The 26,810-nt window shown below is 56.3% G+C and carries 26 protein-coding genes; all 26 read right to left on the bottom strand.

Features of this window, described 5'->3' with window-relative positions:
• Nucleotide 1: 1 nt before the first annotated feature.
• Nucleotides 2–1,207 (bottom strand): methionine adenosyltransferase, encoded by a 1,206-nt coding sequence (metK, locus tag ACEE09_RS05880; RefSeq protein WP_449082939.1) that lies wholly within the window; start codon nt 1,205–1,207, stop codon nt 2–4.
• A gap of 32 nt (nt 1,208–1,239) precedes the next feature.
• Nucleotides 1,240–2,511, bottom strand: a complete 1,272-nt coding sequence (coaBC, locus tag ACEE09_RS05875; RefSeq protein WP_449082937.1) for a bifunctional phosphopantothenoylcysteine decarboxylase/phosphopantothenate--cysteine ligase CoaBC — start codon at nt 2,509–2,511, stop codon at nt 1,240–1,242.
• Nucleotides 2,512–2,524: 13 nt separating this feature from the next.
• On the bottom strand, nt 2,525–2,911 hold the full coding sequence (rpoZ, locus tag ACEE09_RS05870; protein ID WP_449082935.1) for a DNA-directed RNA polymerase subunit omega: 387 nt from the start codon (nt 2,909–2,911) through the stop codon (nt 2,525–2,527).
• A 155-nt stretch (nt 2,912–3,066) separates the two neighbouring features.
• Nucleotides 3,067–3,642: a guanylate kinase gene (gene gmk / locus ACEE09_RS05865; RefSeq protein WP_449082933.1), complete on the bottom strand. Its 576-nt coding sequence runs from the start codon at nt 3,640–3,642 to the stop codon at nt 3,067–3,069.
• 7 nt (nt 3,643–3,649) lie between these two features.
• Nucleotides 3,650–3,964 (bottom strand): integration host factor, actinobacterial type, encoded by a 315-nt coding sequence (gene mihF / locus ACEE09_RS05860; protein ID WP_449082932.1) that lies wholly within the window; start codon nt 3,962–3,964, stop codon nt 3,650–3,652.
• A gap of 238 nt (nt 3,965–4,202) precedes the next feature.
• A complete protein-coding gene (gene pyrF, locus ACEE09_RS05855; RefSeq protein WP_449082930.1) occupies nt 4,203–5,045 on the bottom strand; it encodes an orotidine-5'-phosphate decarboxylase in 843 nt (280 codons plus the stop codon).
• Nucleotides 5,045–8,350 (bottom strand): carbamoyl-phosphate synthase large subunit, encoded by a 3,306-nt coding sequence (gene carB, locus ACEE09_RS05850; protein WP_449082929.1) that lies wholly within the window; start codon nt 8,348–8,350, stop codon nt 5,045–5,047. Before carB ends, pyrF begins: the two co-directional genes overlap by 1 nt.
• Before the next feature lie 12 nt (nt 8,351–8,362).
• On the bottom strand, nt 8,363–9,526 hold the full coding sequence (carA, locus tag ACEE09_RS05845) for a glutamine-hydrolyzing carbamoyl-phosphate synthase small subunit (protein ID WP_449082927.1): 1,164 nt from the start codon (nt 9,524–9,526) through the stop codon (nt 8,363–8,365).
• A 52-nt stretch (nt 9,527–9,578) separates the two neighbouring features.
• A complete protein-coding gene (locus ACEE09_RS05840; protein WP_449082925.1) occupies nt 9,579–10,109 on the bottom strand; it encodes a PH-like domain-containing protein in 531 nt (176 codons plus the stop codon).
• A gap of 19 nt (nt 10,110–10,128) precedes the next feature.
• Nucleotides 10,129–11,433 carry a dihydroorotase gene (locus tag ACEE09_RS05835; protein WP_449082923.1) on the bottom strand — a complete coding sequence of 435 codons (1,305 nt, stop codon included), beginning with the start codon at nt 11,431–11,433 and terminating at the stop codon, nt 10,129–10,131.
• 20 nt (nt 11,434–11,453) lie between these two features.
• Nucleotides 11,454–12,437: an aspartate carbamoyltransferase catalytic subunit gene (locus ACEE09_RS05830; protein WP_449082921.1), complete on the bottom strand. Its 984-nt coding sequence runs from the start codon at nt 12,435–12,437 to the stop codon at nt 11,454–11,456.
• 2 nt (nt 12,438–12,439) lie between these two features.
• Complete coding sequence (gene pyrR, locus ACEE09_RS05825; RefSeq protein ID WP_449082919.1) at nt 12,440–13,060, bottom strand: bifunctional pyr operon transcriptional regulator/uracil phosphoribosyltransferase PyrR; 621 nt, start codon at nt 13,058–13,060, stop codon at nt 12,440–12,442.
• A 175-nt stretch (nt 13,061–13,235) separates the two neighbouring features.
• Complete coding sequence (nusB, locus tag ACEE09_RS05820) at nt 13,236–13,646, bottom strand: transcription antitermination factor NusB (protein WP_449082917.1); 411 nt, start codon at nt 13,644–13,646, stop codon at nt 13,236–13,238.
• 5 nt (nt 13,647–13,651) lie between these two features.
• Entirely contained in the window at nt 13,652–14,215 is a 564-nt protein-coding gene (gene efp / locus ACEE09_RS05815; protein WP_449082915.1) for an elongation factor P, read from the bottom strand.
• 184 nt (nt 14,216–14,399) lie between these two features.
• Entirely contained in the window at nt 14,400–15,494 is a 1,095-nt protein-coding gene (aroB, locus tag ACEE09_RS05810; protein WP_449082913.1) for a 3-dehydroquinate synthase, read from the bottom strand.
• Nucleotides 15,491–16,111 carry a shikimate kinase gene (locus tag ACEE09_RS05805; RefSeq protein ID WP_449082911.1) on the bottom strand — a complete coding sequence of 207 codons (621 nt, stop codon included), beginning with the start codon at nt 16,109–16,111 and terminating at the stop codon, nt 15,491–15,493. The genes aroB and ACEE09_RS05805 overlap by 4 nt, the downstream gene beginning before the upstream one ends.
• A 2-nt stretch (nt 16,112–16,113) precedes the next feature.
• Nucleotides 16,114–17,328: a chorismate synthase gene (gene aroC, locus ACEE09_RS05800; RefSeq protein ID WP_449082909.1), complete on the bottom strand. Its 1,215-nt coding sequence runs from the start codon at nt 17,326–17,328 to the stop codon at nt 16,114–16,116.
• Nucleotides 17,329–17,429: 101 nt separating this feature from the next.
• On the bottom strand, nt 17,430–18,359 hold the full coding sequence (locus tag ACEE09_RS05795; RefSeq protein ID WP_449082907.1) for a shikimate dehydrogenase family protein: 930 nt from the start codon (nt 18,357–18,359) through the stop codon (nt 17,430–17,432).
• Entirely contained in the window at nt 18,359–19,579 is a 1,221-nt protein-coding gene (mltG, locus tag ACEE09_RS05790) for an endolytic transglycosylase MltG (protein ID WP_449082905.1), read from the bottom strand. The genes ACEE09_RS05795 and mltG overlap by 1 nt, the downstream gene beginning before the upstream one ends.
• Entirely contained in the window at nt 19,572–20,090 is a 519-nt protein-coding gene (gene ruvX / locus ACEE09_RS05785) for a Holliday junction resolvase RuvX (RefSeq protein ID WP_449083055.1), read from the bottom strand. The genes mltG and ruvX overlap by 8 nt, the downstream gene beginning before the upstream one ends.
• Before the next feature lie 28 nt (nt 20,091–20,118).
• Nucleotides 20,119–22,806, bottom strand: a complete 2,688-nt coding sequence (gene alaS, locus ACEE09_RS05780) for an alanine--tRNA ligase (RefSeq protein WP_449082903.1) — start codon at nt 22,804–22,806, stop codon at nt 20,119–20,121.
• A gap of 45 nt (nt 22,807–22,851) precedes the next feature.
• Complete coding sequence (locus tag ACEE09_RS05775) at nt 22,852–23,322, bottom strand: peptide chain release factor 4 (RefSeq protein WP_449082901.1); 471 nt, start codon at nt 23,320–23,322, stop codon at nt 22,852–22,854.
• Nucleotides 23,322–23,750, bottom strand: a complete 429-nt coding sequence (locus tag ACEE09_RS05770) for a DUF948 domain-containing protein (protein WP_449082899.1) — start codon at nt 23,748–23,750, stop codon at nt 23,322–23,324. The genes ACEE09_RS05775 and ACEE09_RS05770 overlap by 1 nt, the downstream gene beginning before the upstream one ends.
• 144 nt (nt 23,751–23,894) lie before the next feature.
• Nucleotides 23,895–24,527 (bottom strand): 30S ribosomal protein S4, encoded by a 633-nt coding sequence (gene rpsD, locus ACEE09_RS05765; RefSeq protein WP_449082897.1) that lies wholly within the window; start codon nt 24,525–24,527, stop codon nt 23,895–23,897.
• Between the two features lie 336 nt (nt 24,528–24,863).
• A complete protein-coding gene (locus ACEE09_RS05760; RefSeq protein ID WP_449082895.1) occupies nt 24,864–25,667 on the bottom strand; it encodes a hypothetical protein in 804 nt (267 codons plus the stop codon).
• Between the two features lie 251 nt (nt 25,668–25,918).
• Nucleotides 25,919–26,779 carry a hypothetical protein gene (locus ACEE09_RS05755; protein ID WP_449082893.1) on the bottom strand — a complete coding sequence of 287 codons (861 nt, stop codon included), beginning with the start codon at nt 26,777–26,779 and terminating at the stop codon, nt 25,919–25,921.
• Nucleotides 26,780–26,810: the final 31 nt, after the last annotated feature.

The raw sequence follows: 26,810 nt of genomic DNA, 5'->3' as shown, positions 1-26,810 counted from the left end.
CTTAGAGGCCTACAGCCGCCTTGAGCTCGTTGACACGGTTGGTGCGTTCCCAGGTGAATTCGCGGTCCTCACGGCCGAAGTGGCCGTTAGCTGCGGTCTTAGCGTAGATAGGACGGCGCAGTTCTAGATCACGGATGATAGCTAGGGGGCGCAGGTCAAAGACCTGGCGGATAGCCTGCTCAATCTTGAAGATTTCAACCTTTTCGGTGCCAAAGGTTTCAACGTAGATACCCACAGGGGCAGCCTGACCAATGGCGTAGGCGACCTGAACCTCGGCGCGGTCGGCCAGGCCGGCAGCAACGATGTTCTTAGCAACCCAGCGCATAGCGTAGGCGGCAGAACGGTCTACCTTGGAAGGGTCCTTACCTGAGAAGGCACCGCCGCCGTGGCGGGCCATGCCGCCGTAAGTATCCACAATAATCTTGCGGCCAGTCAGACCGGCATCACCCACGGGGCCGCCCTGCACGAAGCGTCCAGCAGGGTTAATGATGAAGGTGGCCTCAGATGAGTCAAAATCAAAGCTGGCAAGGACAGGCTCAATAACGTGCTGCTGAATATCAGCAGCCAACTGGTCAAGGTCGTAGTCTGCGGTGTGCTGGGTTGAGACCACAACGGTGTCAATCATCACGGGCTTGAAGTTCTCGTCGTAACCCAGGGTTACCTGAGTCTTACCATCGGGGCGCAGGTTGGGCAGGGTGCCGTCCTTACGTACCTTGGTGAGCTGCTCGGAAAGACGGTGAGCCACGTAGATGGGGGCGGGCATGAGCACTTCGGTCTCGTTGGTGGCGTAACCGAACATGATGCCCTGATCGCCTGCACCTTGAAGGTCCAGATCATCGGCGGCAGTGCCCTGGCGGGCTTCAAGGGAGTTGTAGACACCCGAGTTGATATCCGGTGACTGCTCACCAATCGATACAGAGACCCCGCAGAATTCGCCGTCAAAACCGTGTGTTGAGGAGTTGTAGCCAATATCGAGGATGGTTTTGCGCACGATGTGGGGAATATCGACATAACCGTTGGTGGTCACTTCACCGGCCACATGAACCTGGCCGGTGGTGACCATGGTTTCAACCGCTACGTTAGAGAGCGGGTCAACGGTCAAGAGGGCATCCAGAATTGAGTCAGAAATCTGGTCACAGATTTTGTCAGGGTGACCTTCGGTGACGGACTCACTGGTGAATAAACGGAGGTGGTTATTTTCAGTCACGGTTTTACTGTACTTCTCTCGGCCCGGCGGGGCTACTTTTGTGAATGTTTGTTGAGTTCTTGCGCTATATGACGAAGCATTGCGCGGGAGACATGGAGTTTGCTACCTTCTAGGGTTACCTCTTGGTCGCTCTTGGCTGACAGTAACGTAATAGCGTTGTTATCTGCCCCAAAGCCCTGGGTAGTGCTCACAGTATTTACAGCCAGGTAGTCACAGCCCTTACGTACCAGCTTGGCCCGGCCGTAATCCAGCGGGCTGGTGGTAGCATCGCCAGTCTCAGCGGCAAACCCGACAATCGTGTGGGGTGAGTGCTGTGGGTTCTCCTGGCGATAAAGCACCGCTTCTTTTAACACATCGGGGTTACGGACCAGACGTATCACCGGGTCCTGGCCGGGGTCGTCCGTCTTTTTAATCTTAGAGTCAATGTACTGTGCAGGCCTAAAGTCAGCTACCGCTGCGGTCATCACGAGGACGTCGGTGGTCGCTAGGTGCTCAACAACAGCTTCGCGCAGTTGCAGGGCACTTGAAACCCGTGTGACCTGATCAAGGTTCTCAGGGATATCCACTTCTACATGGGCGGCAATGAGGTGAACTTGGGCGCCCAGTTCGCTGGCGGCAGTCGCTAAGGCTATACCCTGCTTGCCGGAGGAACGGTTGCCCAAGAAGCGTACCGGGTCAAGGGCTTCACGGGTGCCACCGGCTGTAATAAGTAGCCGCTGCCCCGCCAGAGGCAGATCATCGGTTTCTACCGGGGGGTTCTCCCCTGCCTCCTTCTGCTTCCAGCCTAAAAGCGCAAGGGCCTGGGCGTAGATATCTTCAGGCTCAGGTAGACGCCCCACACCAGAATCGGGGCCGGTCAGACGCCCCACGGCAGGTTCAATCACCTGATAGCCATAGGACTTCAAAGTAGCCACGTTAGCCTGAGTGGCCGGGTGCTCCCACATCTGTGTGTGCATGGCAGGGGCCAGAATAACCGGGGCGTAGGTGGTCAGTACGGTGGCGGTGAGTAGGTCGTTAGCCCGACCAGCCGCTAACCGGGCCATAAGATCTGCCGTTGCCGGGGCAATAATCACAGCGTCAGCCTCTTCAGCCTGCCGCACGTGGTTGACCTCGGGAACCCTCTCAAAAACGTCCACCGATACTGAGTTTCCACTCAGAGCTTCTAGAGTTGGCTGGCCCACAAATTTGAGGGCAGCCTCGGTCGGCACGGCAATAACCTCGTGCCCAGCTTTACCAAAAAGACGAAGGAGCATTGCCGCCTTATAGGCCGCAATGCCCCCTCCAATGCCTATAACAACTCGCATGAGCTACTGCAGATTAGGCCTGATCTGCGTCTTCAGCGTCGACGTATTCAACGAAAGGCTCTTCCATGTAGAAATCGCCACCAGCAAGGAAAGCGCTGGGCTCTTCTTCATGAAGCAGGGTGCCATTTTCATCGAACTGGCCATCAGCAATATGGCGGGCCTCAATCAGGCCCTCGTTAATTTCACGCATAGCCACAGAGAGCGACTTCTCGTTGGGCTCAGAATCTACCAGAGGGCCTACGTAATCGTACAGGTTCTCGTGAAGCTGTGAGTAGTAGGCGTTAATCTGGCGAGCACGGCGAGCACCAAAAATCACCAGACCGTACTTCGACTCAGCTTTTTGGATCAGAGCGTCTGCGCTGGGATTGATGATACCTTCATCGTTGTGTGCGTTTGCCACGTAAGACTCCATCTTGACTGTGCTTGCTCACCACCGGTTATACCGGTGGCATAAAACTCTACCTATACTATCGGTCAACCGTTTTTTTGTCACGCAAAAGGGCGGCGGTGCAGGGGTGATATTCCCCTACACCGCCGCCCTAGTAGATAGGTTTTCTACTTGCCCTGGGCGCCCATGAGCCGCACAATTTCTTCTGCCGCTTCTGCCACAGTCTCATTAATGACAGTGTGATCGAACTCAGGCTCAGCAGCTAGCTCAATTTTGGCTGTCTCGAGGCGGGCCTCTTGCTCCTGGGGGGACTCGGTACCGCGGCCAATCAGCCGGGAAACCAGTTCATCCCAGCTAGGAGGAGCTAAGAAAATCAGTTGAGCCTCGGGCATGGCGTTACGTACCTGGCGGGCCCCCTGCAAGTCGATTTCAAGCAAAACATGTTTGCCAGCTTTAAGCTGCTCTTCAACTATGGACCGCATGGTGCCGTACTTATAGGAGTTATGTACGGTAGCCCATTCCAGCAGCTGGCGGTTCTCTACCATTGACTCAAAAAGTTCTTCAGAGACAAAGTGGTAATGCACACCGTCTTCTTCACCGGGGCGAGGGTCACGGGTCGTAGCTGATACAGAGAACCACACCTGGGGGTAGTGCTCCCGAATATAAGCAGAAACGGTTCCCTTACCCACAGCAGTGGGGCCAGCGAGCACGGTCAATTTAGGTGCAGAGGTCTGTTCAGCCATAGTCTACCTATCGGTCAAGAAGATTGATGAGTGCCTTACGCTGGTGGATACCAAGACCACGCAGACGGCGGGACGCAGCAATATTCAAATCGTTCAAAATGTTCTCAGTACGAACCTCTCCCACGCCCGGCAGGGAAGTGAGCAGGTCAGTTACCTTTAGTCTAGCGACTGCCTCATCAGTTTCGGCACGCTTGAGAACTTCTGCGATAGTAATCTGCTTGTTCTTAACTGCGTCCTTAATTTCAGCGCGGGTAATGCGGGCCTTTTTGGCCTTTTCGCGGGCGGCGATGCGCTGTTCTTCGGTGAGGGGCTGAAGAGGCATAGTATGTTGTCCTTCTGTGCGAGATGCCAATGAGGCAAAGAGCGGGGTTTGTTGGAATAAATAAGCAACCGAGCAGCTTTGCTCAGTCTTGGGGGTATTGCTTATTTATTTGCGACCCAACAATTACAAAATACCATGTCAGAGATGGTTAGGGAAGATAGTTACCCGTGAGTAACCTTATTTAAAGAAAAATGGTGGGAATTTGAAATAAATTCCCACCATTCTTCCGATAAAGACTCTATCGAGCCTTCAAAAGCTCATCACGAGCAGCTTCAGCAGCCTGACGCAGCCCCTGAGCTGACGGCCCAGCAGACAAGACGCCACGGCTTGAGTTCACCAGCACCTGTTTCTCAATACCAGCAAAGACAGTATAGAGATCACCAGCAGTAGCCCCTTGAGCACCAAAACCTGGAGCCAGAATAGGGCCATTGAAAGCGGAGAGGTCAATCTCGAGCTTCTGTAAGGCATCAGCTACGGTAGCACCCACGACCAGGCCGCAGGGGCCCATAGCCTCCCACTGACGCTGGCTGTTCTCAGCGTGAGCTGCTGCAATAATGGTTGCAGCCACAGATGAAGTGCCACCAACATGCTGCACAGTCCGCCCCTCAGGGTTCGAGGTAAGTGCCAGCACGAAAGTACCCCGCTGATTGCGGTCCGCCACCTCAAGAGCCGGACGCAAGGACTCAAACCCCAAGTAAGGGCTCAAAGTCACCGAGTCAGTGGCCAAGGGCGAGTTCTCCCCCAGCCAAGCGTCCGCATAAGCAGCCATCGTGGAGCCAATATCACCGCGCTTAGCATCGGCAACTACCAGCACACCGGCCTCCGCAGCATCACGCTGCAACTGCTCCAGGGCAGCTAAACCAGCCGAGCCATGACGCTCAAAAAGCGCCACTTGGGGCTTGAGGGCAGCAACCACCGGGCCGCAAGCCTCAAGCACAGTAGAAGCGAAGGCGCCTAGGGATGCCGCAGCGTCGGGCAGACCCCAAGCCTCCAGCAAAGCAGGGTGGGGGTCAATGCCCACGCAGAGGGGGCCCTTCTCCCCCATGGCCTGAGCCAGGCGATCACCAAAACCGCCTGACATTAGGATTCACGGCCTTCCAGAGCAGCCTCAATAGAAGCGCCGTGTTCCTGCAAGCTCATAACATCCCAGCTGTACTCACGCAGAGCGTTAATACCCTGAACTGCTGCACCAAACTCAGAGACAGTGGTCATCACCGGGCAACCAACGGAGGTTGCCGCAGCGCGAATCTCGTAACCATCGCCGCGAGCCTGACCGCCAGAGGGGGTGTTGAAAATCAGGTCGATATCGCCATCGCGCACCATATCAACGATGGAACGCTCTCCTTCCTGAGTTTCAGCAATCTTAGGAACAACCAGCGACTCAACACCATTGCGACGCAGAACATCGGCAGTGCCGCCGGTAGAGACAATCTCAAAGCCCAGCTGCTGCAACATCTTCACATAGATGATGGAGTTACGCTTATCGCGGTTAGCAACGGACACAAAGACCTTACCCTCGGTAGGTAGCTTGGAACCAGCAGAAGCCTCAGCCTTAGCAAAAGCAGTGTCGAAATGACGGTCCAAGCCCATGACCTCACCGGTCGAACGCATCTCAGGGCCAAGCAGGGAATCAACCACAACACCCTCGGGGGTGCGGAAGCGACTAAAGGGCAGTACAGCTTCCTTGACCGCAATAGCGGTTTCAACAGGAAGTGAAGCACCATCCATGGTGGCAGGCAGGTAGCCCTCAGCCTTGAGATCAGCAATGGTCTTACCCGTACCAATCAGAGCAGCAGCCTTCGCCATCTGCACACCGGTTGCCTTGGAGACGAAAGGCACGGTACGAGAAGCACGCGGGTTAGCTTCAATCACGTAGAGAATCTCAGAAGCGACAGCGAACTGAATGTTAATCAGACCGCGCACGCCCACACCAGCGGCAATCTTGTAGGTTGCCTCCTTGACCTGCTCGATGACGTCCGGACCCAGGGTAATGGGGGGCAGGGTGCAAGCAGAGTCACCTGAGTGAATACCTGCCTCTTCGATGTGCTCCATGACGCCGCCCAAGTAGAGCTCTTGGCCATCGTAGAGGGCATCAACGTCAATTTCAACGGCGTCCTCAAGGAACTTATCAATCAAAGCAGGCTGAGAGGAAGAAACCTCAGTAGCGTTCTCCAAGTAGCGCGCTAGCTGAGCCTCAGAGTAGACAATCTCCATGCCGCGTCCGCCCAGAACGTAGGAGGGGCGCACCAGTACGGGGTAGCCAATCTCATCCGCAATCTTCTTGGCGTTCTCGAAAGTGTAGGCGGTGCCGTTCTTGGGGGAAATCAGACCTGCTTCTTCCAGCACACGAGAGAACTCGCCGCGGTCTTCAGCCAGGTCAATGGCCTCAGGTGAGGTACCCAGAATGGGGATGCCAGCAGCCTTGAGCTCCTGAGCCAGCTTAAGGGGGGTCTGGCCGCCTAACTGAACGAAGACGCCCAGCAGACCACCGGTACGACGCTCAGCCTCAACGATTTCAAGGACGTCCTCTAGAGTCAGGGGCTCAAAGTAGAGACGGGTAGAAATATCGTAGTCAGTTGATACGGTCTCAGGGTTGCAGTTGACCATAACAGTCTCATAGCCAGCCTCACGCAACACCATAGAAGCGTGCACACAGGAGTAATCGAACTCAATGCCCTGACCGATACGGTTGGGCCCAGAGCCCAGAATCATGATGGAAGGCTTCTCGTGGTGAGCAACCTCGTCCTCCTGATCGTAGGAGGAGTAGTGGTAAGGGGTGAAAGCCTCAAACTCGGCAGCACAGGTATCAACAGTCTTGAAGACAGGGCGGATGTTCAGGGCGTGGCGGATGCCGCGAACCACGGCCTCGCTCATACCCAGAATCTCACCAATCTGAGCGTCAGAGAAACCGTGACGCTTGGCCAGGCGCATAGTGCGCTCATCGAGGGACTTGGCAGAGGCGATTTCTGCGGCAACCTCGTTCAAGAGCACCAGCTGGTCCAGGAACCAGGGGTCGATAGCGGTTGCCTCGTACATCTGCTCAACGGTAGCACCAGCTAGCAGGGCACGCTGAACCTGGAAGATACGGTCAGTAGTGGCAACCTTGGTCTGCTCAATCAGAGTAGCCAGCTCATCTGAACCCAGCTCGGGGTTATCAAAGCGGAAGGTTGAGCCCTTCTGCTCCATGGAGCGCATAGCCTTCTGCAGGGCCTCGGTGAAGTTACGGCCCAGGGCCATAGCCTCGCCCACTGACTTCATGGTGGTCGTCAGGGTGGGGTCTGCGGCCGGGAACTTCTCGAAAGCAAAACGGGGAACCTTGACCACAACGTAGTCGAGGGTGGGTTCGAAGGAGGCCGGGGTCTTCTGGGTGATATCGTTGGGGATTTCATCCAGGGTGTAGCCCAAGGAAAGCTTGGTAGCGATCTTAGCGATCGGGAAGCCGGTTGCCTTTGATGCCAGTGCTGAGGAGCGGGAGACACGGGGGTTCATCTCGATGACGATGATGCGCCCGGTTGCAGGGTCGATAGCGAACTGGATGTTACAGCCACCAGTATCAACACCAACCTCACGAATCACATTGATAGCGATATCGCGGAGCTTCTGATACTCACGGTCGGTCAGAGTCAGCGCGGGGGCTACGGTGATGGAGTCACCGGTGTGTACGCCCACCGGGTCAAAGTTTTCGATGGAGCAGATAACAACTACGTTGTCATTCTTATCTCGCATCATTTCCAGTTCGTACTCTTTCCAGCCCAAGATGGACTCTTCGAGCAGAACTTCGCTGGTGGGGCTGTACTGGATGCCAGCACCGGCGATACGGTGCAGGTCTTCCTCGTTGTAGGCCATACCTGAGCCCAGGCCACCCATGGTGAAGGAGGGGCGGACGACCATGGGGTAGCCCAGTTCTTCGGCAGCTTTGAGGGCTTCGTCCATGGTGTGAACAATGACAGAGCGGGCTGACTCGCCGCCTGCACGTTCTACTACGCCCTTGAAGGCCTCACGGTCCTCACCCAGGTTGATAGCTTCAATGTTGGCGCCAATAAGCTCGACACCGTACTTTGCGAGAATGCCCTGCTCATCCAAGGAGATTGCCGCGTTCAGTGCGGTCTGGCCACCAAGGGTAGGCAGGATAGCGTCAGGCTTTTCCTTGGCAATAATCTTTTCGATGACCTCAGGGGTGATCGGTTCGATGTAGGTGGCGTCGGCGAACTCGGGGTCGGTCATGATGGTGGCCGGGTTGGAGTTGACCAGAATGACGCGTACCCCTTCTTCTTTGAGTACGCGCAGGGCCTGGGTGCCCGAGTAGTCGAATTCGGCGGCCTGACCGATAACAATCGGGCCAGAACCGATGACGAGAATTGAGTTGAGATCGTTACGCTTCGGCATGGTTCGGTGTCCTTAGTTCTTCTTCTCAAGCATGAGGTCGATAAAGCGGTCAAAGAGGTAGGCTGCATCGTGCGGCCCTGCTGCTGCTTCGGGGTGGTACTGCACTGAGAAAGCAGGAATGTCTAGGCAACGCAGGCCTTCAACAACCTGGTCGTTCAGGCCCACGTGGGAAACCTCAACGCGACCAAATTCAGCATTGGGTGCGGTGACGGCCCCCTCCAGGGGTGCATCAACGGCAAAACCGTGGTTCTGGGCGGTGATTTCTACCTTGCCAGTAGTGCGGTCCATGACCGGCTGGTTGATGCCTCGGTGGCCGAAGGGCAGCTTGTAGGTGCCAAAGCCCAGGGCGCGGCCTAGCATCTGGTTACCAAAGCAAATCCCGAAGAAGGGGGTGCCTTGGCGCAGGATGCTCTGGAGTAGTTCTACCTGCTCATCAGCAGTGGCGGGATCACCAGGGCCGTTAGAGAAGAAGACGCCGTCGGGGTTCTTGGCGGTGATATCTTTAAGGGTTGCGGTTGCAGGCAGCACGTGCACGCGCACACCACGCTCGGCAAAACGCTTGGGGGTCATGGCCTTGATGCCCAGGTCGATTGCTACCAGAGTAGCTTTGACGTCTCCGTCCCAACCCTGGTCGGCAGGCTCTACGATGTAGGCCTCATCGATGGAGACAGTGTCAGCTAGCTTCTGGCCCTTCATTTCGGTGGCGGCCTGTACTTCGGCAACCAGCTCGGTGAGGGGGCGTTCGGCGTCCGCACCGGTGAAGATACCGGCGCGCATGGAACCGGCGCTGCGCAGGTGGCGGGTGAGGGCGCGGGTGTCAATACCCTGGATACCCACGATGCCCTGGGCTACGAGCTCTTCGTCTAGGGAACGCTCTGAACGCCAGTTTGAGGGGCGGCGGGCTGCGTCACGCACGGCGTAACCTGCAACCCAAATTTTGCGGGATTCGGCATCTTCATCATTGACACCGGTGTTACCGATGTGGGGTGCGGTCTGAACCACAATCTGCCCTGCGTAGGAGGGGTCAGTCAGGGTTTCCTGGTAGCCGGTCATACCGGTTGAGAAGACCGCCTCGCCGAGGGTCTTGCCGGTAGCGCCGTAGCTTTCGCCACGGTAGAAAGTACCGTCTTCAAGGACGAGTACTGCTGCACTTGGGGTGGGTGCTTGGTGGGACATTCACACACTTCCTGTTGATTGGTGTAGTCACCTGCCTCTGACAGGTGGAAACTTAGGGGCGGGTTAGGGTGCCGTCATCAGCGGTAGCCTGAGGTGCAATAGCTGCCACAGCATCAAGAATTGATGTTTTATCGGCTGCATACCGGGTGCGGAAACCTGTATCAACGGGGTTACCATTCAGTGACCAGGAGAGCACGACCAGGCCGTCCTTCTCTACAAATTTACCGTTCATTCCAGCTTCCGTGCGTACCCCGATAATATCCCCGGCAGGGATCCAGATATCTTGGGAGCCATTGCGCATGATAATCACTGCATCTTCGTAGACGAAGAAAGTACCGGTTGATTTCACGCCCAGGGTGTTGGTGGCGATACGGTCAAGCCAGTCCCCCATGACGGTGGTGGCCACGTAGGTGCCGGGTACCGCTAGCAGGGATTCGGTTTCCTCATACCGTTGAGGCACATCAATCAGGGTGCCTGTGTGTGCTTGACGCTGCTTCCGGCTCTTCCAGCCGTACCACATGGCCCAGAAAATGAGGGCAGCGATAAGGGCCAGAACGAGGGTGGGAATGAGCTTGTCAGACACAGGCACTCCTAGCAGTTATTTAGCGGACGGGGGTGTTGAGCTTGCCATCGAGTACGGTGGGGTGGCCGCCGTAGAAGGTGGCAATAATCGCGCCGGGCACTTCCAAGCCCCGGAAGGGATTGTTCTTGCCCTTGGTGGCCTGGTCGGCAGGTTCAATCACGCGGGTAGCGGCAGGGTCCACCAGTACCAGGTGGGCAGGTTCCCCCGCTTCGAGCGGACGCCCTTGGTCAGCTGCAAGGCCGATTTCGGCAGGCTTGGTGCTCATGATGCGGGCAACGTCAGGCCAGGTGATGTAGCCGGTGTCAACTAGGGTCTTCTGGATAATGGAAAGAGCCTGTTCCAGGCCGGTCATACCATTAGCAGCGCAGGCCCATTCGCAGTCCTTGGACTCAGCCGGGTGGGGCGCATGGTCGGTGCCGATCACGTCGATGATGCCGTCGGCTACAGCCTGGCGTAGGGCCATAACGTCTTCTTCGGTACGCAGGGGCGGGTTCACCTTATACACCGGGTCGTAGGTGCGCACCAGTTCATCAGTGAGCAGCAGGTGGTGGGGGGTCACCTCAGCGGTCACCTTAATGCCGCGTTCCTTAGCCCAGCGCACAATCTCAACCGAGCCCTTGGTGGAGAGATGGCAGATGTGCAGGCGGGAACCAACGTGTTCAGCCAGCAGCACATCGCGGGCAATGATGGACTCTTCAGCCACAGCAGGCCAACCAGCCATACCGAGCTCAGCGGATACCTGCCCTTCGTTCATCTGGGCGCCTTCCGTCAGGCGGGGCTCCTGGGCGTGCTGGGCAATCACGCCGTCAAAGGTTTTGACGTATTCCAGGGCGCGACGCATCAGGGCAGGATCCCACACGCAGACACCATCATCTGAGAAGACGCGTACCTGGGCACGGGATTCAGCCATAGCACCAATATCGGAGAGACGCTCCCCTGCTAGCCCAACGGTCACAGCACCAATAGGCTGTACCTTGGCCCAGCCGGAGTTCTTACCCAGCTCGTAGACCTGCTCCACAACACCAGCGGTATCAGCCACAGGGTTTGAGTTAGCCATAGCGAAGACGGCGGTGTAGCCGCCCAGGGCTGCTGCGCGAGTACCGGTTTCAACGGTTTCGGCGTCTTCCTGGCCAGGTTCGCGCAGGTGAGTGTGAAGGTCAACGAAGCCAGGCAGGGCAATGAGCCCTTCTGCCTCGATGACCTGGGCGGTAGCGTCCTCAAGGTTCTGGCCGACCTCGGCGATGAGGCCGTCTTTGACGAGGATATCGGCGGTTTTCTCACCTAAGAGTGAGGCGCCTTTAATGAGGTAAACAGATTCAGTCATTGTTTCTCTTTCGTGCAGGCTTAGGAATGAGCGTAGAAGTCTTGGGCAGAGCCACCGGTCATGAGTAAGTAAAGTGCCGCCATGCGCACAGACACCCCGTTGGTTACCTGGCGCAGCACCCAGGAGCGAGGCGAATCGGCTGCTTCAGCACAGATCTCAAGACCACGGTTCATCGGGCCGGGGTGAAGGATGGCAGTCTCATGGGAGGCAGCATCGAGACGGGCAAAGCGTTCAGGGGTTAGGCCCCACAGCCGCGAGTATTCCTCTGAGGAAGGGAAGAAGGCAGCATTCATACGCTCTTTTTGAATGCGGAGCATCATGACCGCATCGACCCCAGATTCGATAGCGTCATCGAGGTTGTAGTAAATCTCTGCAGGCCAGCTGTCAATATCAACCGGGAGCAGGGTGGGCGGGGCAACGAACTTAACGGTTGCACCCAGGGTATGAAGCAACCAGAGATTGGAGCGGGCCACACGAGAGTGCAGAATATCGCCCACAATGGCTACGCGCAGTCCCTCAAGGGTCAGGCCACGGGTTGCTACCCCCTCAACCTGAGCCTTGAACTGGCGCAGAGTCATAGCGTCCAGCAGAGCCTGGGTGGGGTGGGCATGGGTGCCGTCCCCCGCGTTGAGCACCGGAACATCAATCCAGCCAGCCTCAGCCAGCCGTTGCGGTGCCCCTGATGCACTATGGCGGATAACCACCGCATCAGCGTTGATGGCCGCTAGGGTCTGGGCGGTATCTTTGAGCGACTCGCCCTTAGAGACCGAGGAACCCTTGGCAGAGAAGTTAATGATGTCAGCAGAAAGACGCTTCTCGGCGGCCTCAAAAGATAGGCGGGTGCGGGTTGAATCTTCAAAGAAGAGGTTGACCACGGTGCGGCCCTGCAAGACAGGTAGCTTCTTCACTTCGCGCTTGCCGATTTCGCCCATGTAATCCGCGGTATCAAGGATATTGAGGGCTTCATCCAGGGAGAGATCCTTGGTATCAAGCAGATGACGCACGGCTACTCCCCTCCTTCCTGAGCTGAGGTCATGGAGCGGGCAGGCTGAGAGATGATAACTTTGTCATCCCCACCGTCGATAGGCGAAAGCAGAACCTTCACAGATTCGTGAGTGCTGGTGGGAAGATTCTTCCCCACATGATCAGCACGGATAGGCAGCTGGCGGTGGCCCCGGTCAACCAGCACAGCTAAGCGGACGGCTTCGGGCCGGCCATAGTCTTTAAGAGCATCAAGAGCAGCGCGGATAGTACGACCGGAGAAAAGGACGTCATCTACTAGCACAACGGTGCGCCCCTCAATTCCTGCTGCGGGCAGGCGGGTGGGCTCAGGCGTCCGCCCCGGTTTGGAGAGCAGGTCATCACGGTACATGGTGATATCGAGTTGCCCCAAAGAAAAAGCAGGGTTAAACCCAGAATCAGTCTGGGCAATTTTTTCTGCCAGACGCTGCGCTAAGGGGAAGCCCCGGCGCGGAATACCTAGAAGAACCAGGTTATCGCTGCCCTTATTGGCTTCAAGAATTTCGTGTGCGATGCGTGTAAGTGCTCGCTCAATGTCGGCTGACTCCAAGATAACCCGGTGAGAGCCTACTGCTTGGTCGGTGGATACACCCTTGGTATCGGTCATATGCCGGCCTCCTTCCCCGCCTCACAGGACGAATTTAAAGGTTGCTGTCACCCCTCAATCTACCATGTTCACCCTCATCAGGGCTAAACGTGAGACACGTTTCAATAGCTAGCGATTAAACCAGAAAAACCCACCGACTAGGTGGGTTTTTCTCATGTAGATGATACCTATGAGTCTAGGCCAGCAAGGTGGGCTTTACCTGACGCAGGCGATCGAGCAGACCATTCACGAATTTGGGTGAATCATCGGTCGATAGCAGGCGAACCAGGCCGGTTGCCTCTGAGATAGCCACAGCATCAGGGACCTCATCGTTAAAGAGGAGTTCCCAGGCACCCAGGCGCAGAGCCACACGGTCTACGCTGGGCATACGGTCCATAGTCCAGTCCTGGGCGTAGGTTTCAATGTACTCACGGATCTCTTCGTCGTGGTCGCGGACGCCACGAACAATCTGTTCAGAGTAGAGAGAAATCTGTGCTGAGGTATAGGTGCGACGGCGAATTAGGACGTCAATGACGTCCTCACCGCGCTGATCAGCCTCAAACAGGACTTCCAGGGCGCGAAGTCTAGCTTTGGTTCTTGAATTCACGGTGCTTAGTCGTTAACGCGGCCGAGGTAATCGCCGGTACGGGTATCGACCTTAACCTTGGTGCCGGTTTCCAGGAAGAGAGGTACCTGGATCTCAGCGCCAGTCTCTACGGTTGCAGGCTTGGTGCCACCGGTGGAACGGTCACCCTGCAGGCCAGGCTCGGTGTAGGTGATTTCAAGGACGACAGAGGCAGGAAGCTCAATGTAAAGAGGTGAGCCTTCGTGCATGGCGATGGTTGCAGTCTGGTTTTCCAGCATGTACTTGGCGGCGTCGCCCACGGTGACCTCAGATACGTTGATCTGGTCGTAGGTCTTCATGTCCATGAAGACGTAGTCAGTGCCGTCCTGGTAGAGGTACTGGTAGTCGGAGCGGTCCACGGTTGCGGTCTCAATCTTGGCACCAGCGTTGAAAGTCTTATCAACAACCTTGCCGGAGGTGACGTTGCGGAGCTTGGTGCGCACGAAAGCGCCACCCTTACCGGGCTTGACGTGCTGGAATTCGATGACGGACCAGAGGTTGCCGTCAATCTTGAGAACGACACCGTTCTTGATATCTGCGGTAGTAGCCAACAGACTCTCCTCTAAACTGAAATTTTCAATAAGCGTTGCGGGGTAAACCGTAGATAAGTCTACAGTGTGCTTTGCACGTTTGCGGAGTTTCTTGGTGAGGCTCACACGAGATATTAGGGACCAGATTACTCTCAATGGTATGTCTTGGCATGAAGTACTTTGGGAGTAATCTGGTCCCTACGCATTAGGCGGCAATTTCTTGGTAGGTCATGTAAAGAATGGAATCGTCAGGCACCTCGTAGATACGGGGTTTACCCAAGCTTTCAAGTACCACAAAACGCAGCATGTTACCGCGGGCCTTCTTATCACGGCGCATGGTGTCAAGGAGCTTGGGCCACCGGTCTGCCGGGTAGGTGGTGGGCAAATCAAGGGCGGTGCAGATAGCCCGAGTACGTTCAACGGTTGCTTCATCAAGGTAACCAGCTGCAAGGGAAAGCTCTGCGGCGAAGACCATACCGACCGCTACAGCAGCCCCGTGACGCCACTGGAAACGCTCGGCATGTTCAATGGCGTGCCCCAGAGTGTGACCGTAGTTGAGGAATTCACGGCGGCCCGATTCTTTCAGGTCCTCCGACACGACCTCAGCTTTAACCCGGATAGAACGCTCAATCAGTTCCCGCACCACATCAGATTGTGAGTCACGAATAGCAGCAGGGTTTGCCTCCATCAGATCGAGTATCACCGGGTCTGCAATGAAACCGCACTTAATGACTTCGGCCATGCCAGTCAGTAGTTCATGCTCAGGTAGGGTGCGTAGCACTCCTAGCTCACAGAGGACGGCGGCCGGTGGGTGAAAGGCTCCTACCAGGTTCTTGCCCTCTGCGGTGTTGATACCGGTCTTACCGCCGACTGCTGCGTCCACCATGCCCAGTAGCGTGGTAGGAATGTGAATGACGCGGACTCCACGCAACCAGGTAGCTGCCACGAACCCGGCCAGGTCGGTGACTGCACCGCCGCCTACGGAGATTACCGCATCGGTGCGGGTGAAATCATTCTGACCCAGTACCTGCCAGCAGAAAGCTGCTACTTGAATGTGTTTGCCTTCTTCGGCGTCCGGAATCTCAGCAGAAAAAGTCTGGAAACCTGCTGTACGCATCTGCTCCATGACCAGCTCCCCGGTGGAACGCAGGGCGCGGGGGTGAATGACCAGGATGCGCTGGGTGCGGTTACCGAGAATCTCAGGGATTGCACCGAGCAGGTTATGGCCTACATAGACATCGTAGTTTTCAGAAGGCTGGGTGCCGGTAACGGGGATGACGGTGGTAGCCTGGTCGCTCACGCTTGAGCCTTTCGGGTTTTGATGATGAAGTTCTGAATTTCTGCTGCCATGTCTGCAATTCCTCTGCCGCCGCGGGCGTCAAGGGTGTAGCTGGCTAGCTCTTCGTAGCGGCTGCGGCGGGCTTTGAAAATTTCGGTCCACTTTTGCACTGGGTTAGGTTGCAGAAGGGGCCGGGTTTTGCTGTTCTGAATGCGCGGGGCCACAGTCTCAGCATCGACCTTAATATAGATAACGGTTTCGTCTTTGAGCAGGCTAGCTACCTCTGAGGTCATGGGCGCTCCCCCGCCTAGGGAGAAGATGGTGTTGCGCCGGGCAGGTGAGGTCAGCACCTCCCGGATAACCTCTGCTTCAATACGACGGAACTCTGCCTCACCGTAGTCAGCAAATATTTGTGACACCTCACCGTATTGTTCAACGATGAGGTGGTCAGAATCGAGGAACTCGTAGCCGTAGAAGCGCGCCAGGTGCGTGCCTATATACGATTTTCCTGCTGCCATGGGGCCGATGATCACGACCGGCCGGGATTTTTCGATATAGGTTTCTTGCACCTCACGCACCTGGTTGGGTGCGAGAACCTCGGTCATGTCGATCGCGTGGTCACGTGATCGGGGGGTCATGGTTAGGCGTCCCACCCTGCTACGTTAGATTCCCAGGCCAGGGACTCGGGAATGGCAGCTAGGTAGGAGTCCATGTTGCGGCGGGTTTCAGTGATGGAGTCTCCACCAAATTTCTCGAGGGCAGCTTCTGCAAGAACGAGCGCCACCATCGCCTCTGCGACAACACCGGCAGCAGGTACCGCACACACGTCTGAGCGTTGGTGGTGGGCGCGGGCGACCTCACCGGTGGCGGTGTCGATGGTTGCCAGGGCCTTAGGTACGGTGGCGATAGGCTTCATGGCTGCACGGACGCGCAGCAGGTCGCCAATGGTCATGCCGCCTTCGATACCGCCTGCACGGTTTGAGACTCGCTGTACGCCGTGCTCGCCGGGCACAATTTCGTCGTGGGCGCGAGTACCGGGGCGCTTGGCAGTTTCAAAACCATCGCCTACCTCTACGCCCTTGATGGCCTGAATGCCCATGAGGGCAGCAGCCAGGCGGGCATCAAGGCGGCGATCCCAGTGGACGTAGGAGCCAAGTCCCGGGGGTAGGCCGTAGGCTAGAACCTCAACCACGCCGCCGAGGGTTTCGCCGTCCTTATGGGCCTGGTCTACGGTAGCTACCATGGCCTCAGAGGTGGCAGCATCAAAGCAGCGCAGGGGGTCAGCGTCGAGGGCGGTAACGTCACGAGGGGTAGGACGCGGGGCATCAGCAGGGGCTGCCACCTCGGCGATAGCGGTAGTGTGGCTGACAAGCTCCACGCCTAGAGCCTTGAGAATCTGGGCTGCAACAACGCCAAGGGCGACACGGGTTGCGGTTTCACGGGCGCTGGCTCGCTCCAGAATGGGGCGGGACTCATCGAAACCGTACTTCTGCATGCCAGCGAAATCTGCGTGACCGGGGCGGGGGCGGGTAAGAGCCGCGTTGCGGGCCCTACCTTCAATCAGGGAAGGGTCAACAGGGTCAGATGACATAACATCAACCCACTTGGGCCATTCGGTGTTAGCAATCTCGATTGCTACCGGCCCGCCCTGGGTCTTGCCGTGGCGCACACCGCCCAGGATGCGCACGCGGTCTTCTTCAAACTTCATGCGGGCACCGCGGCCGTAGCCGAGGCGGCGGCGGGCTAGAGCATCGCGCACCATCTCACTGGTAAGTTCAACACCTGCCGGTACGCCTTCAATAATTCCTACCAGGGCTTCACCGTGGGATTCACCGGCTGTGAGCCAACGCAGCATCTCTAACCTTCTTTACCTTTGCCTATGAGTCTTGTGTTCTAAGATTTCCAAAAATAGCGGTCGATAGCAAACCGCCGCTTCATCATTCGGTATAAAGAGTCTCAGCGAATGATTGAGCTGATTTCGTTAATCGGTTCAGGGGCAAAGCCCGTCACAGGAAGACCCACTGCGTGACGCATGGCCGCAAGAACCTCATTTTGTTGTGGCAGTGGGAGCGACCGGGGGTGACCGGTAAAAAGCTTCACCTGGTCTACAGCCTGATACATCAGCATCTCTAAGCCGCTGGTCACTACCCCACCGAGAGATTCCCACTCCTCGGCTAAGGCCGATGGCCAAGGGTCATACGAAACATCAAGTAGGTAACCGGCCTGCTGGTCTGTGCCAGCAGTAGCCAGCAAATGGTTAGCAGCCCCCGCTGGTAGGGTGCAAATAGTAATATCGAACTCGGCGTACCGCTGAGCAAAGTCGGCAATGGGCAGGAAGTCAAGGCGCAAACCCAGGCGGGTGGCGGCGTCCGCAACCCCCTGAGCACGGCTAGCATCTCGCACAAAGACACGGACGCTCTGAGCTCCCATAGCGCGCACAGCAGCTAGGGCTGCGGTTGCGGTGCCACCACCACCGATAATGGCAGGGGTGACAGGCTGACCTGTAAAACCTGCCTGGCGCAGGGCATTGACAATACCTGAGACATCGGTGTTATCACCGTACGAGACGAACTTACCGTCGGGGCCCTGTTGCCAGTAGACAGTATTAACAACACCCACGGCTTGAGCAAAGGGAGTCAAATAATCGAGGTAGCCCTTAACCGCAGATTTGAGGGGCATGGTCACGGAAAAACCGCGGGTGCCCTGCTGCGGAGTATAGCGAGCAAAAACCTCTGCCAGCTGATTCTCACGGGTATCTAAACGCTCATACCTGATGTCGAGGCCCATCACCTGGTAGGCAGCCCGGTGCAAGAGGGGTGACTTACTGTGTGTAATGGGGTGCCCCAAGACAAAAGCCTTGGGGCACTTTGCTACTTGCCCATTCATTAGGAGCAGACACCTTCATGAGTCGCACAGAACTGGTTGTACACTTCAACATTCTTGAGGTGTTCCTCGTAGGTCTTCGCGAAGAGAGTTTCTCCGGTAAAGAGATCAACGGTCACCCAGAAGTAGTAGTCGTTCTGTTCAGGGTTAGCAGCAGCCTTAATGGCAGCCAGACCCGGAGAACCGATGGGACCTTCCGGTAGCCCCTTGTAGTAGAAGGTGTTGTACTTGTTGTTGGCGTCCTGCTTCTGCTCGTTGGAGATGTGATAGCTCTGAATACCCAGACCGTAGGCCACAGTCGCATCAGACTGAAGGTAGCCGCTGGTCTCACCCTCAGGGTTGTTCATGCGGTTCTCAATAGCCCCGGCAATAGGGTAATAGTCAGCCTCACGGCCCTCAAATTCCAGGATGGAGGCAACAGTGACCACATGGAAAATGCGGTCGTCTCCCGAAACGCCAGCTTCCTCCAGGGCCTTGAAGGTGTTATCAACCATTATCTGCAGAATCTCTTGAGCATCGGCGTCCTTGGGGAAGCGGTATTCGCCGGGGAAGAGGAAACCTTCAATGGTGGGGAACTGAGAGGGTATGCCGAAGCGGGTCGGGTCGGTAGACAGGGCCTTGAACTCCTGGGCACTAATACCGGTGCCAGCTGATAGAGCCTCAAAAGTTTTATCCATACGCCAGGTACGGGCAACAGCAACATAGTTAGTGTTAGCCTCATCAAAACGCAAGAGCTCGCCCAGGGCAGCAGAACTACTCATCTCTTCTTGCATCGTGTACTCACCAGGCTGGAAGAACTGGCCCTGACCTTTTTCAGAATACTCCTTGAGGAAGCGGTCAGCATTAGCGATAATGCCCTGCTCCTCTAGAGAATTAGCGATACCAATTGCCGAAGCTCCCTCAGGGATGGTGAAAGTAACCTCGGTGCCGTTACCATCGCCCGCAAAGTCTTTACGCTCAAACCAACCGAACTGGGGTGCTAACACTGAGACGATGAGCACCAGGGCTACTGCAAATACTAGGCCAGCGGAAATAATGAAGTTGCGGGAGCGGCGGCGGGTTCTGGCACGCTCATCTGCAGTGTATTCGTCTTCGTCAATGGCTGTAAAAAAGCTGTAGCTGTTGGAGGTCTCTTTATTGGAGGCTAATAGCCCGTCCAGGTCGGTCTGGTGGTTCTTAGCCATATGGCGCGGGGGGCGGTTAGAACTCGAGTTTTCAGTCATTCGGGTTCTCCGTTTCGTCTGTGGAGGTTCTGGGAATAAGCGCATCGTGTGGGTCACTGAGCTCAACTTGGTAGCCAGCTAGGTGCTGACCAGCTTTGAGAGTGTCAACAGCGTGCTGCAGGATGTTGACGGCAGCTACCTGATCGACCATGGTTTTAAAATCTCTGCTCGACACCCCGGCCTCGTGCAGTGAGCGGTGAGCGCTGACCGTGGTAAGTCGCTCATCGACCAACCATACGGGCACAGATGCACCATCGGCAGCGAGTTCTTCCACCAGGGCCTCGGCATACTCGCGAGCCATGAGGGTTGAGGGGCTCTCTCCCCCGCGCATGGTTTTGGGTAGCCCCACAAATACTTCGGTGACTTCGTTAACCTCAATAAGTTTGCGAAGTACCCGCCGGTCCGAGTTCTTTTTGAGATCTCGGCGCAGGGTTTTGAGGGGTGTTGCGAGTATGCCGTCGGGGTCGCATAGGGCCAGGCCGACGCGGGCGTTACCCACGTCGACTCCCATGCGGCGGCCTCTGGTGAAGGTCACTGGGTTAGGCTCCCAGCTCTGAGATAGCTGATCGAATAGCGGTGAAAGCCTCGTCAATCTTGGTGGCGTCCTGGCCGCCGCCCTGGGCGACGTCGTCTTTACCGCCACCGCCGCCGCCAAGCACACCGGCGGCAATACGGACCAGGGCGCCTGCCTTCACACCAGCGTCACGAGCAGCCTGGTTGGTGGCAACCAGAATGACGGGGCGGCCATTATTGACACCGGCAACTGCTACGGTGGCGGCGTCCTCACCCAGGCGTGAGCGCAGGTCAAGGGCAAGCTCGCGCACGGCGTTGGCATCTAGCTCCCCCGCATTGTGCAGTAGGGTGCGGACGGAGCCAACCATCTGGGCGGTTTCGGTCAGCTTACCGGCCTCAGCCTGGAGCTTCTCCTTGCGGAGCTTAGCTAGCTCCTTCTCAGCTTCCTTGAGCTTTGCCAGGGTCTGGTTAATCTTTTCGGGCAGTTCATTGGAGGACTGCACCTTCATCAGGCCGGTGAGCTGGTTGACCAGGGTACGCTCAGCAACCAGGTGATTAAAGGAATCCAGGCCGACTAGAGCCTCAACACGGCGGTTGCCTGAACCGACGGACTGCTCGGTGAGCAGGGTCAGGGAACCAATCTGGGCGGTAGAACCAACGTGGGTACCGCCGCAGAGTTCTCGGGAGAAGTCGCCGCCCATTTCGACGACGCGCACGGTGTCACCGTACTTTTCACCGAAGAGGCTCATGGCGCCCAGCTTCTTGGCCTCGTCCAGGGGCATTTCGCGGGTGATGGTCTGGAAGTTATCGCGGATAGCGGTGTTAGCTACCTCTTCAACTTCCTGTTTTGCGGCGTCGGAAAGACCTTCGCTCCAGGCAAAGTCAAAGCGCAGGTAGCCTTCCTTGTTGAAGGAGCCACGCTGGGTTGCCTCGTTACCGAGTACCTGGTGCAAGGCTGCGTGGATGATGTGGGTACCGGAGTGGGCCTTTTCGCCGTCCTGACGGCGCTGTACATCAACCTGGGCTACCACGGGAACACCAGCAGCGACCTCACCTTCGCGCACAATAGCACGGTGGACGGAGAGGCCCTTGACCGGCTGCTGAACGTCTGAGACGTCGATGATGAAGCCGCTGCCGGTAATAACGCCAGTATCGGCGGCCTGGCCACCTGCTTCTGCGTAGAAGGGGGTTTCATCGAGAACAATCTCAACCTTCTGACCGGCAGAGGCCGCGGGTACAGAGACACCATCGACGAGAATAGCGCGCAGGGTGGTTTCGGTGCGTAGCTCGTTGTAGCCGGTGAAGATTGAGCCGCGTTCGTCAGCGAGCTGGCGGAAGACTGAGAGGTCGGCCATGCCGCCCTTCTTAGCTTTAGCATCGGCCTGGGCACGGTGACGCTGTTCTTCCATGAGGGCACGGAACTGGGCTTCATCAACCTTTACACCAGCTTCTTCAGCCATTTCGAGGGTTAGGTCGATGGGGAAACCGTAGGTGTCGTGCAGGGCAAAGGCATCTGCACCTGAGACTTCGCCCTTGCCGGCGGCCTTAGCTGAGGCAACGGCTTCTTCTAGGCGGGTGGTGCCAGATTCGATGGTCTTAAGGAAGGCCTTCTCTTCGGCGTAAGCAATGCGTGAGATACGCTCAAAGTCTTCTGCAACGTAGGGGTAGGCACCGGCCATGGCGTCCTTTGAGGCGGGGAAGAGGACGGGCAGGCAGGGCTCGGTGACGCCCAGCAGGCGCATGGCGCGGATAGCGCGGCGCATGAGGCGGCGTAGAATGTAGCCGCGGCCTTCGTTGGAGGGGGTCACGCCGTCTGCGATGAGCATGAGGGATGAGCGGATGTGGTCGGCAACCACGCGCATGCGCACGTCGTCTTCGTAGCCCGCATCGTTGGCGTTTTCTGAGCCGTGGTACTTCTTGCCAGAGAGCTTTGAGGCGGCATCAAGGACGGGGCGCACCTGGTCGGTTTCGTAGAAGTTCTCTACACCTTGCAGGAGCATGGCTAGGCGCTCTACACCCAGGCCGGTGTCGATGTTCTTCTTGGGTAGTTCGCCTAGAATTTCGAAGCTGTCTTTGCCGGTGCCTTCGCCGCGCTGGTACTGCATAAAGACCAGGTTCCAGATTTCGATGTAGCGGTCATCATCTGCTGCGGGGCCACCTTCTTTACCGTATTCGGGGCCGCGGTCGTAGAAGATTTCGGAGTCGGGGCCTGCGGGGCCGGGCTGGCCGGTTGACCAGTAGTTCTCTGCCATGCCCATCTTCTGGATGCGTTCGGCGGGGAAGTTTACGTCTTTGGTCCAGATGTCGTAGGCTTCGGTGTCACCTTCGTAGACGGTAACCCAGAGGCGCTCAGGGTTTAGGCCATAGCCGCCATCTTCAACTGAGGAGGTGAGCAGCTCGTAGGCCCAGGGGATAACGTCCTTTTTGAAGTAGTCACCGAAGGAGAAGTTACCAGCCATCTGGAAGAAGGTGCCGTGGCGGGCAGTTTTACCTACTTCATCAATGTCGAGGGTGCGGATGCACTTCTGTACGCTCACTGCGCGGGAGAACTTGGGGGTCTCACGGCCTAGGAAGTAGGGGATGAAGGGCACCATGCCTGCAATGGTGAACATGGCACCGGGCTCGTGTGATACGAGTGAGGCTGAGGGAACTACGGTGTGCCCGCGCTTTTCGAAGAATTCGATCCAGCGCTTTGAGATTTCCTGTGAGAGCATCGAGGCTTTCTTCCTTCGGTTGGTTTTAAATCTTGGGTGGTTCGCTTATGCGAAAAAGTCTTTGCCGAGTTCAGCATCGCGCTCTAGGCGGCGTCGTATCTCGGCTTCACGCCCGGTCAGTTTCTGAGACGGGGGCAGGGCTTCTGATTCGATGATCAGGCCGTCGTCTAGTTGCTGTGCTGTACCTTGCTGTTGCCAGGTGTCGAGTGAGCCGGGGCGGACGTCCTTGGTTTGGGTGTCGAAGCGCTCTTTGAGTTCGGTTTCTTTTTCGTCCATACCTGCTTTGACGGTGGCTGCGAAGCTGATGGCTTTGAGGGCTGCGCCTTTGAAGGGGGCGCCGTATTTGGAGTCAAAAAAGTGAGCCATGGTGCTATTTTCTGCTGTGAATCGTTGCAGGGTGTGACGGGCTGAGACTTCAAGGTCGGTGGACGCTGGTGAGGGGGTGCGGGTGCGTGTGGCTAGATAGCCTGCGGCGGCACCACCGGCGATGAGCAGTACATTTTTGAGCAGTCCCATTAGTGGCCTTCAGTTGAGCTGCCGGGGTGGGGTTGTGCTGCAGCGGGTGAGCTTGTTGCGGTGGGTGCCGCTGATGAGGAGGGGGCGTCTCGCTTCACTGCTTTGCGGATGCCGTGGGAGAAGGCGGCGACCTTGATGAGGGGCTGGCCTACGGTGGAGGTGACGAGGGATGAGAGGGCAGAAACGTTTGCTGAGGCGTCAGAGACGTTGCTGGTGATGTTGTCTACCTTGTCGATTTGGGCGTTGGTGCTGGCCACTGTTTTGGTGACTTCACCGATGAGGGGGGTGGTTTCGTTGTTGAGGGACCGTATGGTTGCGGTGAGTTCGTCGAAGACTTTGCCGAGTTTGAGGATGGGTAGGGCGAGCAGGGCCACGAGGATTGCGAATACTCCTGCGGCTATGAGGCCTGCAATATCTGCTCCGCTCATGGCTTTCCTGCTTTCTGCCGTGGTACCCGGCTGGTAAAGGACACGATTTGATAACAATCTTACTTTACATGGCATTAAGGAGCCAGCCCGCTCCCCTGTCCCTATTGTGGGGGCAGGTGGGCGGGCTGGTTGTGCTTGGCGTGTTTAGGCCAGGCGTGAGTAGTATTCAACCACGAGCTGCTCTTCGCAGGTCACGGGGATTTCTTCACGCTTGGGTGAACGCTCTAGCTTGGCGTGGAGCTTTTCGATCTCTACGTTCAGGTAGGCGGGGGTGTCAGGCAGGACGTCCTGGTGTGCGCCGGTGGCTGCAACCTGGAAGGGTGCCATTTTCTCGCTCTTGGGGTGAACGTGGATGAGCTGGCCGGGCTTGACGCGGAAAGAGGGGCGGTCAACGCGGATGCCGTCTACCATGATGTGGCGGTGGACGACGAGCTGACGTGCCTGTGCGATGGTGCGAGCGAAACCTGAGCGCAGGACGAGGGCGTCTAGGCGGGTTTCGAGGATCTCGACCAGGTTCTTACCGGTCTGGCCTTCGATGCGCTTGGCTTCGAGGTAGGCGCGGCGCATCTGTGCTTCACGGATGTTGTACTGTGCGCGCAGACGCTGCTTCTCGCGCAGCTGGGTGGCGTAGTTTGAGTCTGCCTTCTTGCGGCTGCGGCCGTGCTGGCCGGGGCCGTAGGGACGACGCTCGAGGTACTTTTCTGCCTTGGGGGTCAGTGCGATGCCGAGGGCACGTGACTGACGCACGGTACGGCGGGTACGGTTGTGGTTTGCCACAGTTCGTATTCCTTTTCTTTAGCGGTTGGCACGGCCTGTAACGCATATACGGTGGTGTGCTGGGCTTTTCCCACGGGTGTGGGTGTGCCATTGTTCTGGTGGTCTGGCCTCCGGTGGGCCGCCCACGGTTTGGGCGGTGGAGAGTAGAGAGCAGCCGCACTCTTGCTACTACGAGCTACCCGGTGATCAGTTTCTGCGCCCTTGCCGGGGCGGACGCTGCGTTTTGGGTAGTCTGCCAGCCAAGATTTAAGCATACAGCTCTGTCTGCTAGAAGTCTCTAGCAGGCAGAGCTGTAGCGGTGTGGGTTTGTCCACACTGTTAGGTTAGAGGGGTATTTTAGTAAATGCCGTTGTGGTCGTAGTTGAGGCCTGAAGGTGCAGCGTTTAAGGCAATCCGGGAATCAACTGATTCACCCCATGCGATAGGTGTAACCGGTACGCGACTTGAGAAAGCCTTAAAACCGTACTTGTAACCATAGCCAGCAGCACGCCAGGTGGCACGTGCAGCTTCGTAGTATGCGATAACTTTGGAATCGTTTACGTAGTTATCGCCAACAATGCTACGCAGGTCAGGTGCACCATCAGTTAGGGGGGTGACAACGATTGCGTTCTTGATGCGGCCGCTACGGGAAAGCCCATCACCAAAACCAAAGACCATATCAGCTGAGTTCTTGAAACTGGAAACAGAACCGCCCAGGAAACGATCAATAGTCCAAATGTAGGATTTTTGCCCAGCTACTCCGCTATGAATTTCTGCGACTTTGCCATAGGAGCTCAATGCACGTGTCATCCAACGAGTAGCTGAATTTTCTGTAACACTAGTCTTGGGCAGGTCAATACGGAATTGCAGTAGGTGCTCGGTAGGTGCTTGGTCGTTATTACGAACATTCACGTAGGCATCTTGAGCGAAACCATCTAGTGCAGAGAGCGGGGAAAAGAAATCAACAGTAATTTCACCATTGCGAACGGTGTTTGATGAAGCAAATGCTTGGTCAATCATGGCTGCAAGTACGCGATTAATAGCAGGTTCTGAACTGGTCTCTGCAGCAGATGCCTGAGATGGTAAAGCAGTAAGAGCCAGTGAACTAAGTGAACCCGCTACAGTTGCTTTAAGCGCAGAACGGCGGTTGAGTGAAATCATAATCGTATCCCCTAATTACTTTAGTATGAACAGAAAAATGTATTCAGACAAGATACCTAGCTAGTTTCCATCTTATCTTCTCCTAATATATCAATTATTTATAGGAGTCAGTCTCTTTGTATCACTACTATTCCATGCACACTTTAGTGGACAAATTTTTATCCATCATTCTAAAAACGGAAGAAACCCTATGGGCTTCCATAGGGTTTCTTATCCTGATTCTGCTATTACAGTACGCTGAATTCTATTGTTTAGAAGATACCATCGCGGGTACGGCGGTAGTAATCAGTCTTCGCGTAGCCAGTGAAGTTACCGGTAACAGTAGAATCCACAGGAGTGTTTACATAAACAGGAGTTTCAGTGGTGTAAGGAACTGAACCGTTGGTGTTACCCAAATCGCCACGGAAGGTGTATGCAGCCTTAGTTGTTGATTCGTGAACAGCAAGCTTTGACTTGTAGTATTCAGCACATGCCGCATTGGTAAGATCAACAGTATCAGGCAGCTTGGGTGAGGGGGGCACAAGTGCAAGAGGAGTGAGAACTATCTTGCTTGTAATACGCCCAAAGCCACAGATGCCATCACCAATACCAATCCTGAAGTCAGCTTCATTATCTCCAGATCCTGAAGCGGGAATAACCCCAACAAATGTCCAAATGTAGGTGCGGGTCTTGGTGGCAGCGTTGTACCCCCGATCCTGCACGTTTCCCCAAGAAGTCGCTGTTGACGTTACAGAGCGGCCAGTTGAAGAGCAGTTAGTATCGTTGAGGTCAACAAGTTCAATCTTCATCACCAAAGGGTTGGTAGCAGTGAAAACCGCCTCACAGGCTGAGTTGTTTTTAACGTTTACATACGTTTCGGCAACGAAACCGTTGAAATCGCCCATGGAGTAGATATTAAGCTCCATGTCATAATTAGCGCATGGATAGGTCTGCTTAAATTCAGCAAAGGCAGTATCGATTGCCTTGATAGTTGCAGTGCTACAGGCAGTAGGGGAAGCAGCATAGGCAGTAGGGGAAGCAGCATAGGCAGGGATTGCAGTGGTTGCAACAACTGCAGGAGCCGCCCAAGCGGCACCCTTAGCCAGGGTACGGCGTGAAACATTGTGAGTCATGATGTTATAAATCCTCATCATAAGGTGTAAA

The organism is Rothia sp. 88186D007BW, from assembly GCF_053544215.1.
The sequence above is the reverse complement of the archived record's forward strand: the minus strand, read 5'-3'. Positions and strand labels throughout refer to the sequence as shown.

Excerpts from the sequence above, each read along its gene's own strand:
- ACEE09_RS05755 (WP_449082893.1), bottom strand. The coding sequence starts at position 26,779 with ATGACTCACAATGTTTCACGCCGTACCCTGGCTAAGGGTGCCGCTTGG.
- mihF (WP_449082932.1), bottom strand. The coding sequence starts at position 3,964 with ATGCCTCTTCAGCCCCTCACCGAAGAACAGCGCATCGCCGCCCGCGAA.
- mltG (WP_449082905.1), bottom strand. The coding sequence starts at position 19,579 with ATGACTGAAAACTCGAGTTCTAACCGCCCCCCGCGCCATATGGCTAAG.
- gmk (WP_449082933.1), bottom strand. The coding sequence starts at position 3,642 with ATGGCTGAACAGACCTCTGCACCTAAATTGACCGTGCTCGCTGGCCCC.
- pyrR (WP_449082919.1), bottom strand. The coding sequence starts at position 13,060 with ATGACCGATACCAAGGGTGTATCCACCGACCAAGCAGTAGGCTCTCAC.
- alaS (WP_449082903.1), bottom strand. The coding sequence starts at position 22,806 with ATGCTCTCACAGGAAATCTCAAAGCGCTGGATCGAATTCTTCGAAAAG.
- ACEE09_RS05760 (WP_449082895.1), bottom strand. The coding sequence starts at position 25,667 with ATGATTTCACTCAACCGCCGTTCTGCGCTTAAAGCAACTGTAGCGGGT.
- ruvX (WP_449083055.1), bottom strand. The coding sequence starts at position 20,090 with ATGGGAGTCGACGTGGGTAACGCCCGCGTCGGCCTGGCCCTATGCGAC.
- ACEE09_RS05775 (WP_449082901.1), bottom strand. The coding sequence starts at position 23,322 with ATGGGACTGCTCAAAAATGTACTGCTCATCGCCGGTGGTGCCGCCGCA.
- carB (WP_449082929.1), bottom strand. The coding sequence starts at position 8,350 with ATGCCGAAGCGTAACGATCTCAACTCAATTCTCGTCATCGGTTCTGGC.
- pyrF (WP_449082930.1), bottom strand. The coding sequence starts at position 5,045 with ATGTCAGGCGGTTTTGGTGATCGCCTGGCTCAGGCCATGGGGGAGAAG.
- ACEE09_RS05835 (WP_449082923.1), bottom strand. The coding sequence starts at position 11,433 with ATGACTGAATCTGTTTACCTCATTAAAGGCGCCTCACTCTTAGGTGAG.
- ACEE09_RS05795 (WP_449082907.1), bottom strand. The coding sequence starts at position 18,359 with ATGAATGGGCAAGTAGCAAAGTGCCCCAAGGCTTTTGTCTTGGGGCAC.
- ACEE09_RS05805 (WP_449082911.1), bottom strand. The coding sequence starts at position 16,111 with ATGACCCCCCGATCACGTGACCACGCGATCGACATGACCGAGGTTCTC.
- ACEE09_RS05770 (WP_449082899.1), bottom strand. The coding sequence starts at position 23,750 with ATGAGCGGAGCAGATATTGCAGGCCTCATAGCCGCAGGAGTATTCGCA.
- carA (WP_449082927.1), bottom strand. The coding sequence starts at position 9,526 with ATGTCCCACCAAGCACCCACCCCAAGTGCAGCAGTACTCGTCCTTGAA.
- aroC (WP_449082909.1), bottom strand. The coding sequence starts at position 17,328 with ATGCTGCGTTGGCTCACAGCCGGTGAATCCCACGGTGAAGCCCTGGTA.
- coaBC (WP_449082937.1), bottom strand. The coding sequence starts at position 2,511 with ATGCGAGTTGTTATAGGCATTGGAGGGGGCATTGCGGCCTATAAGGCG.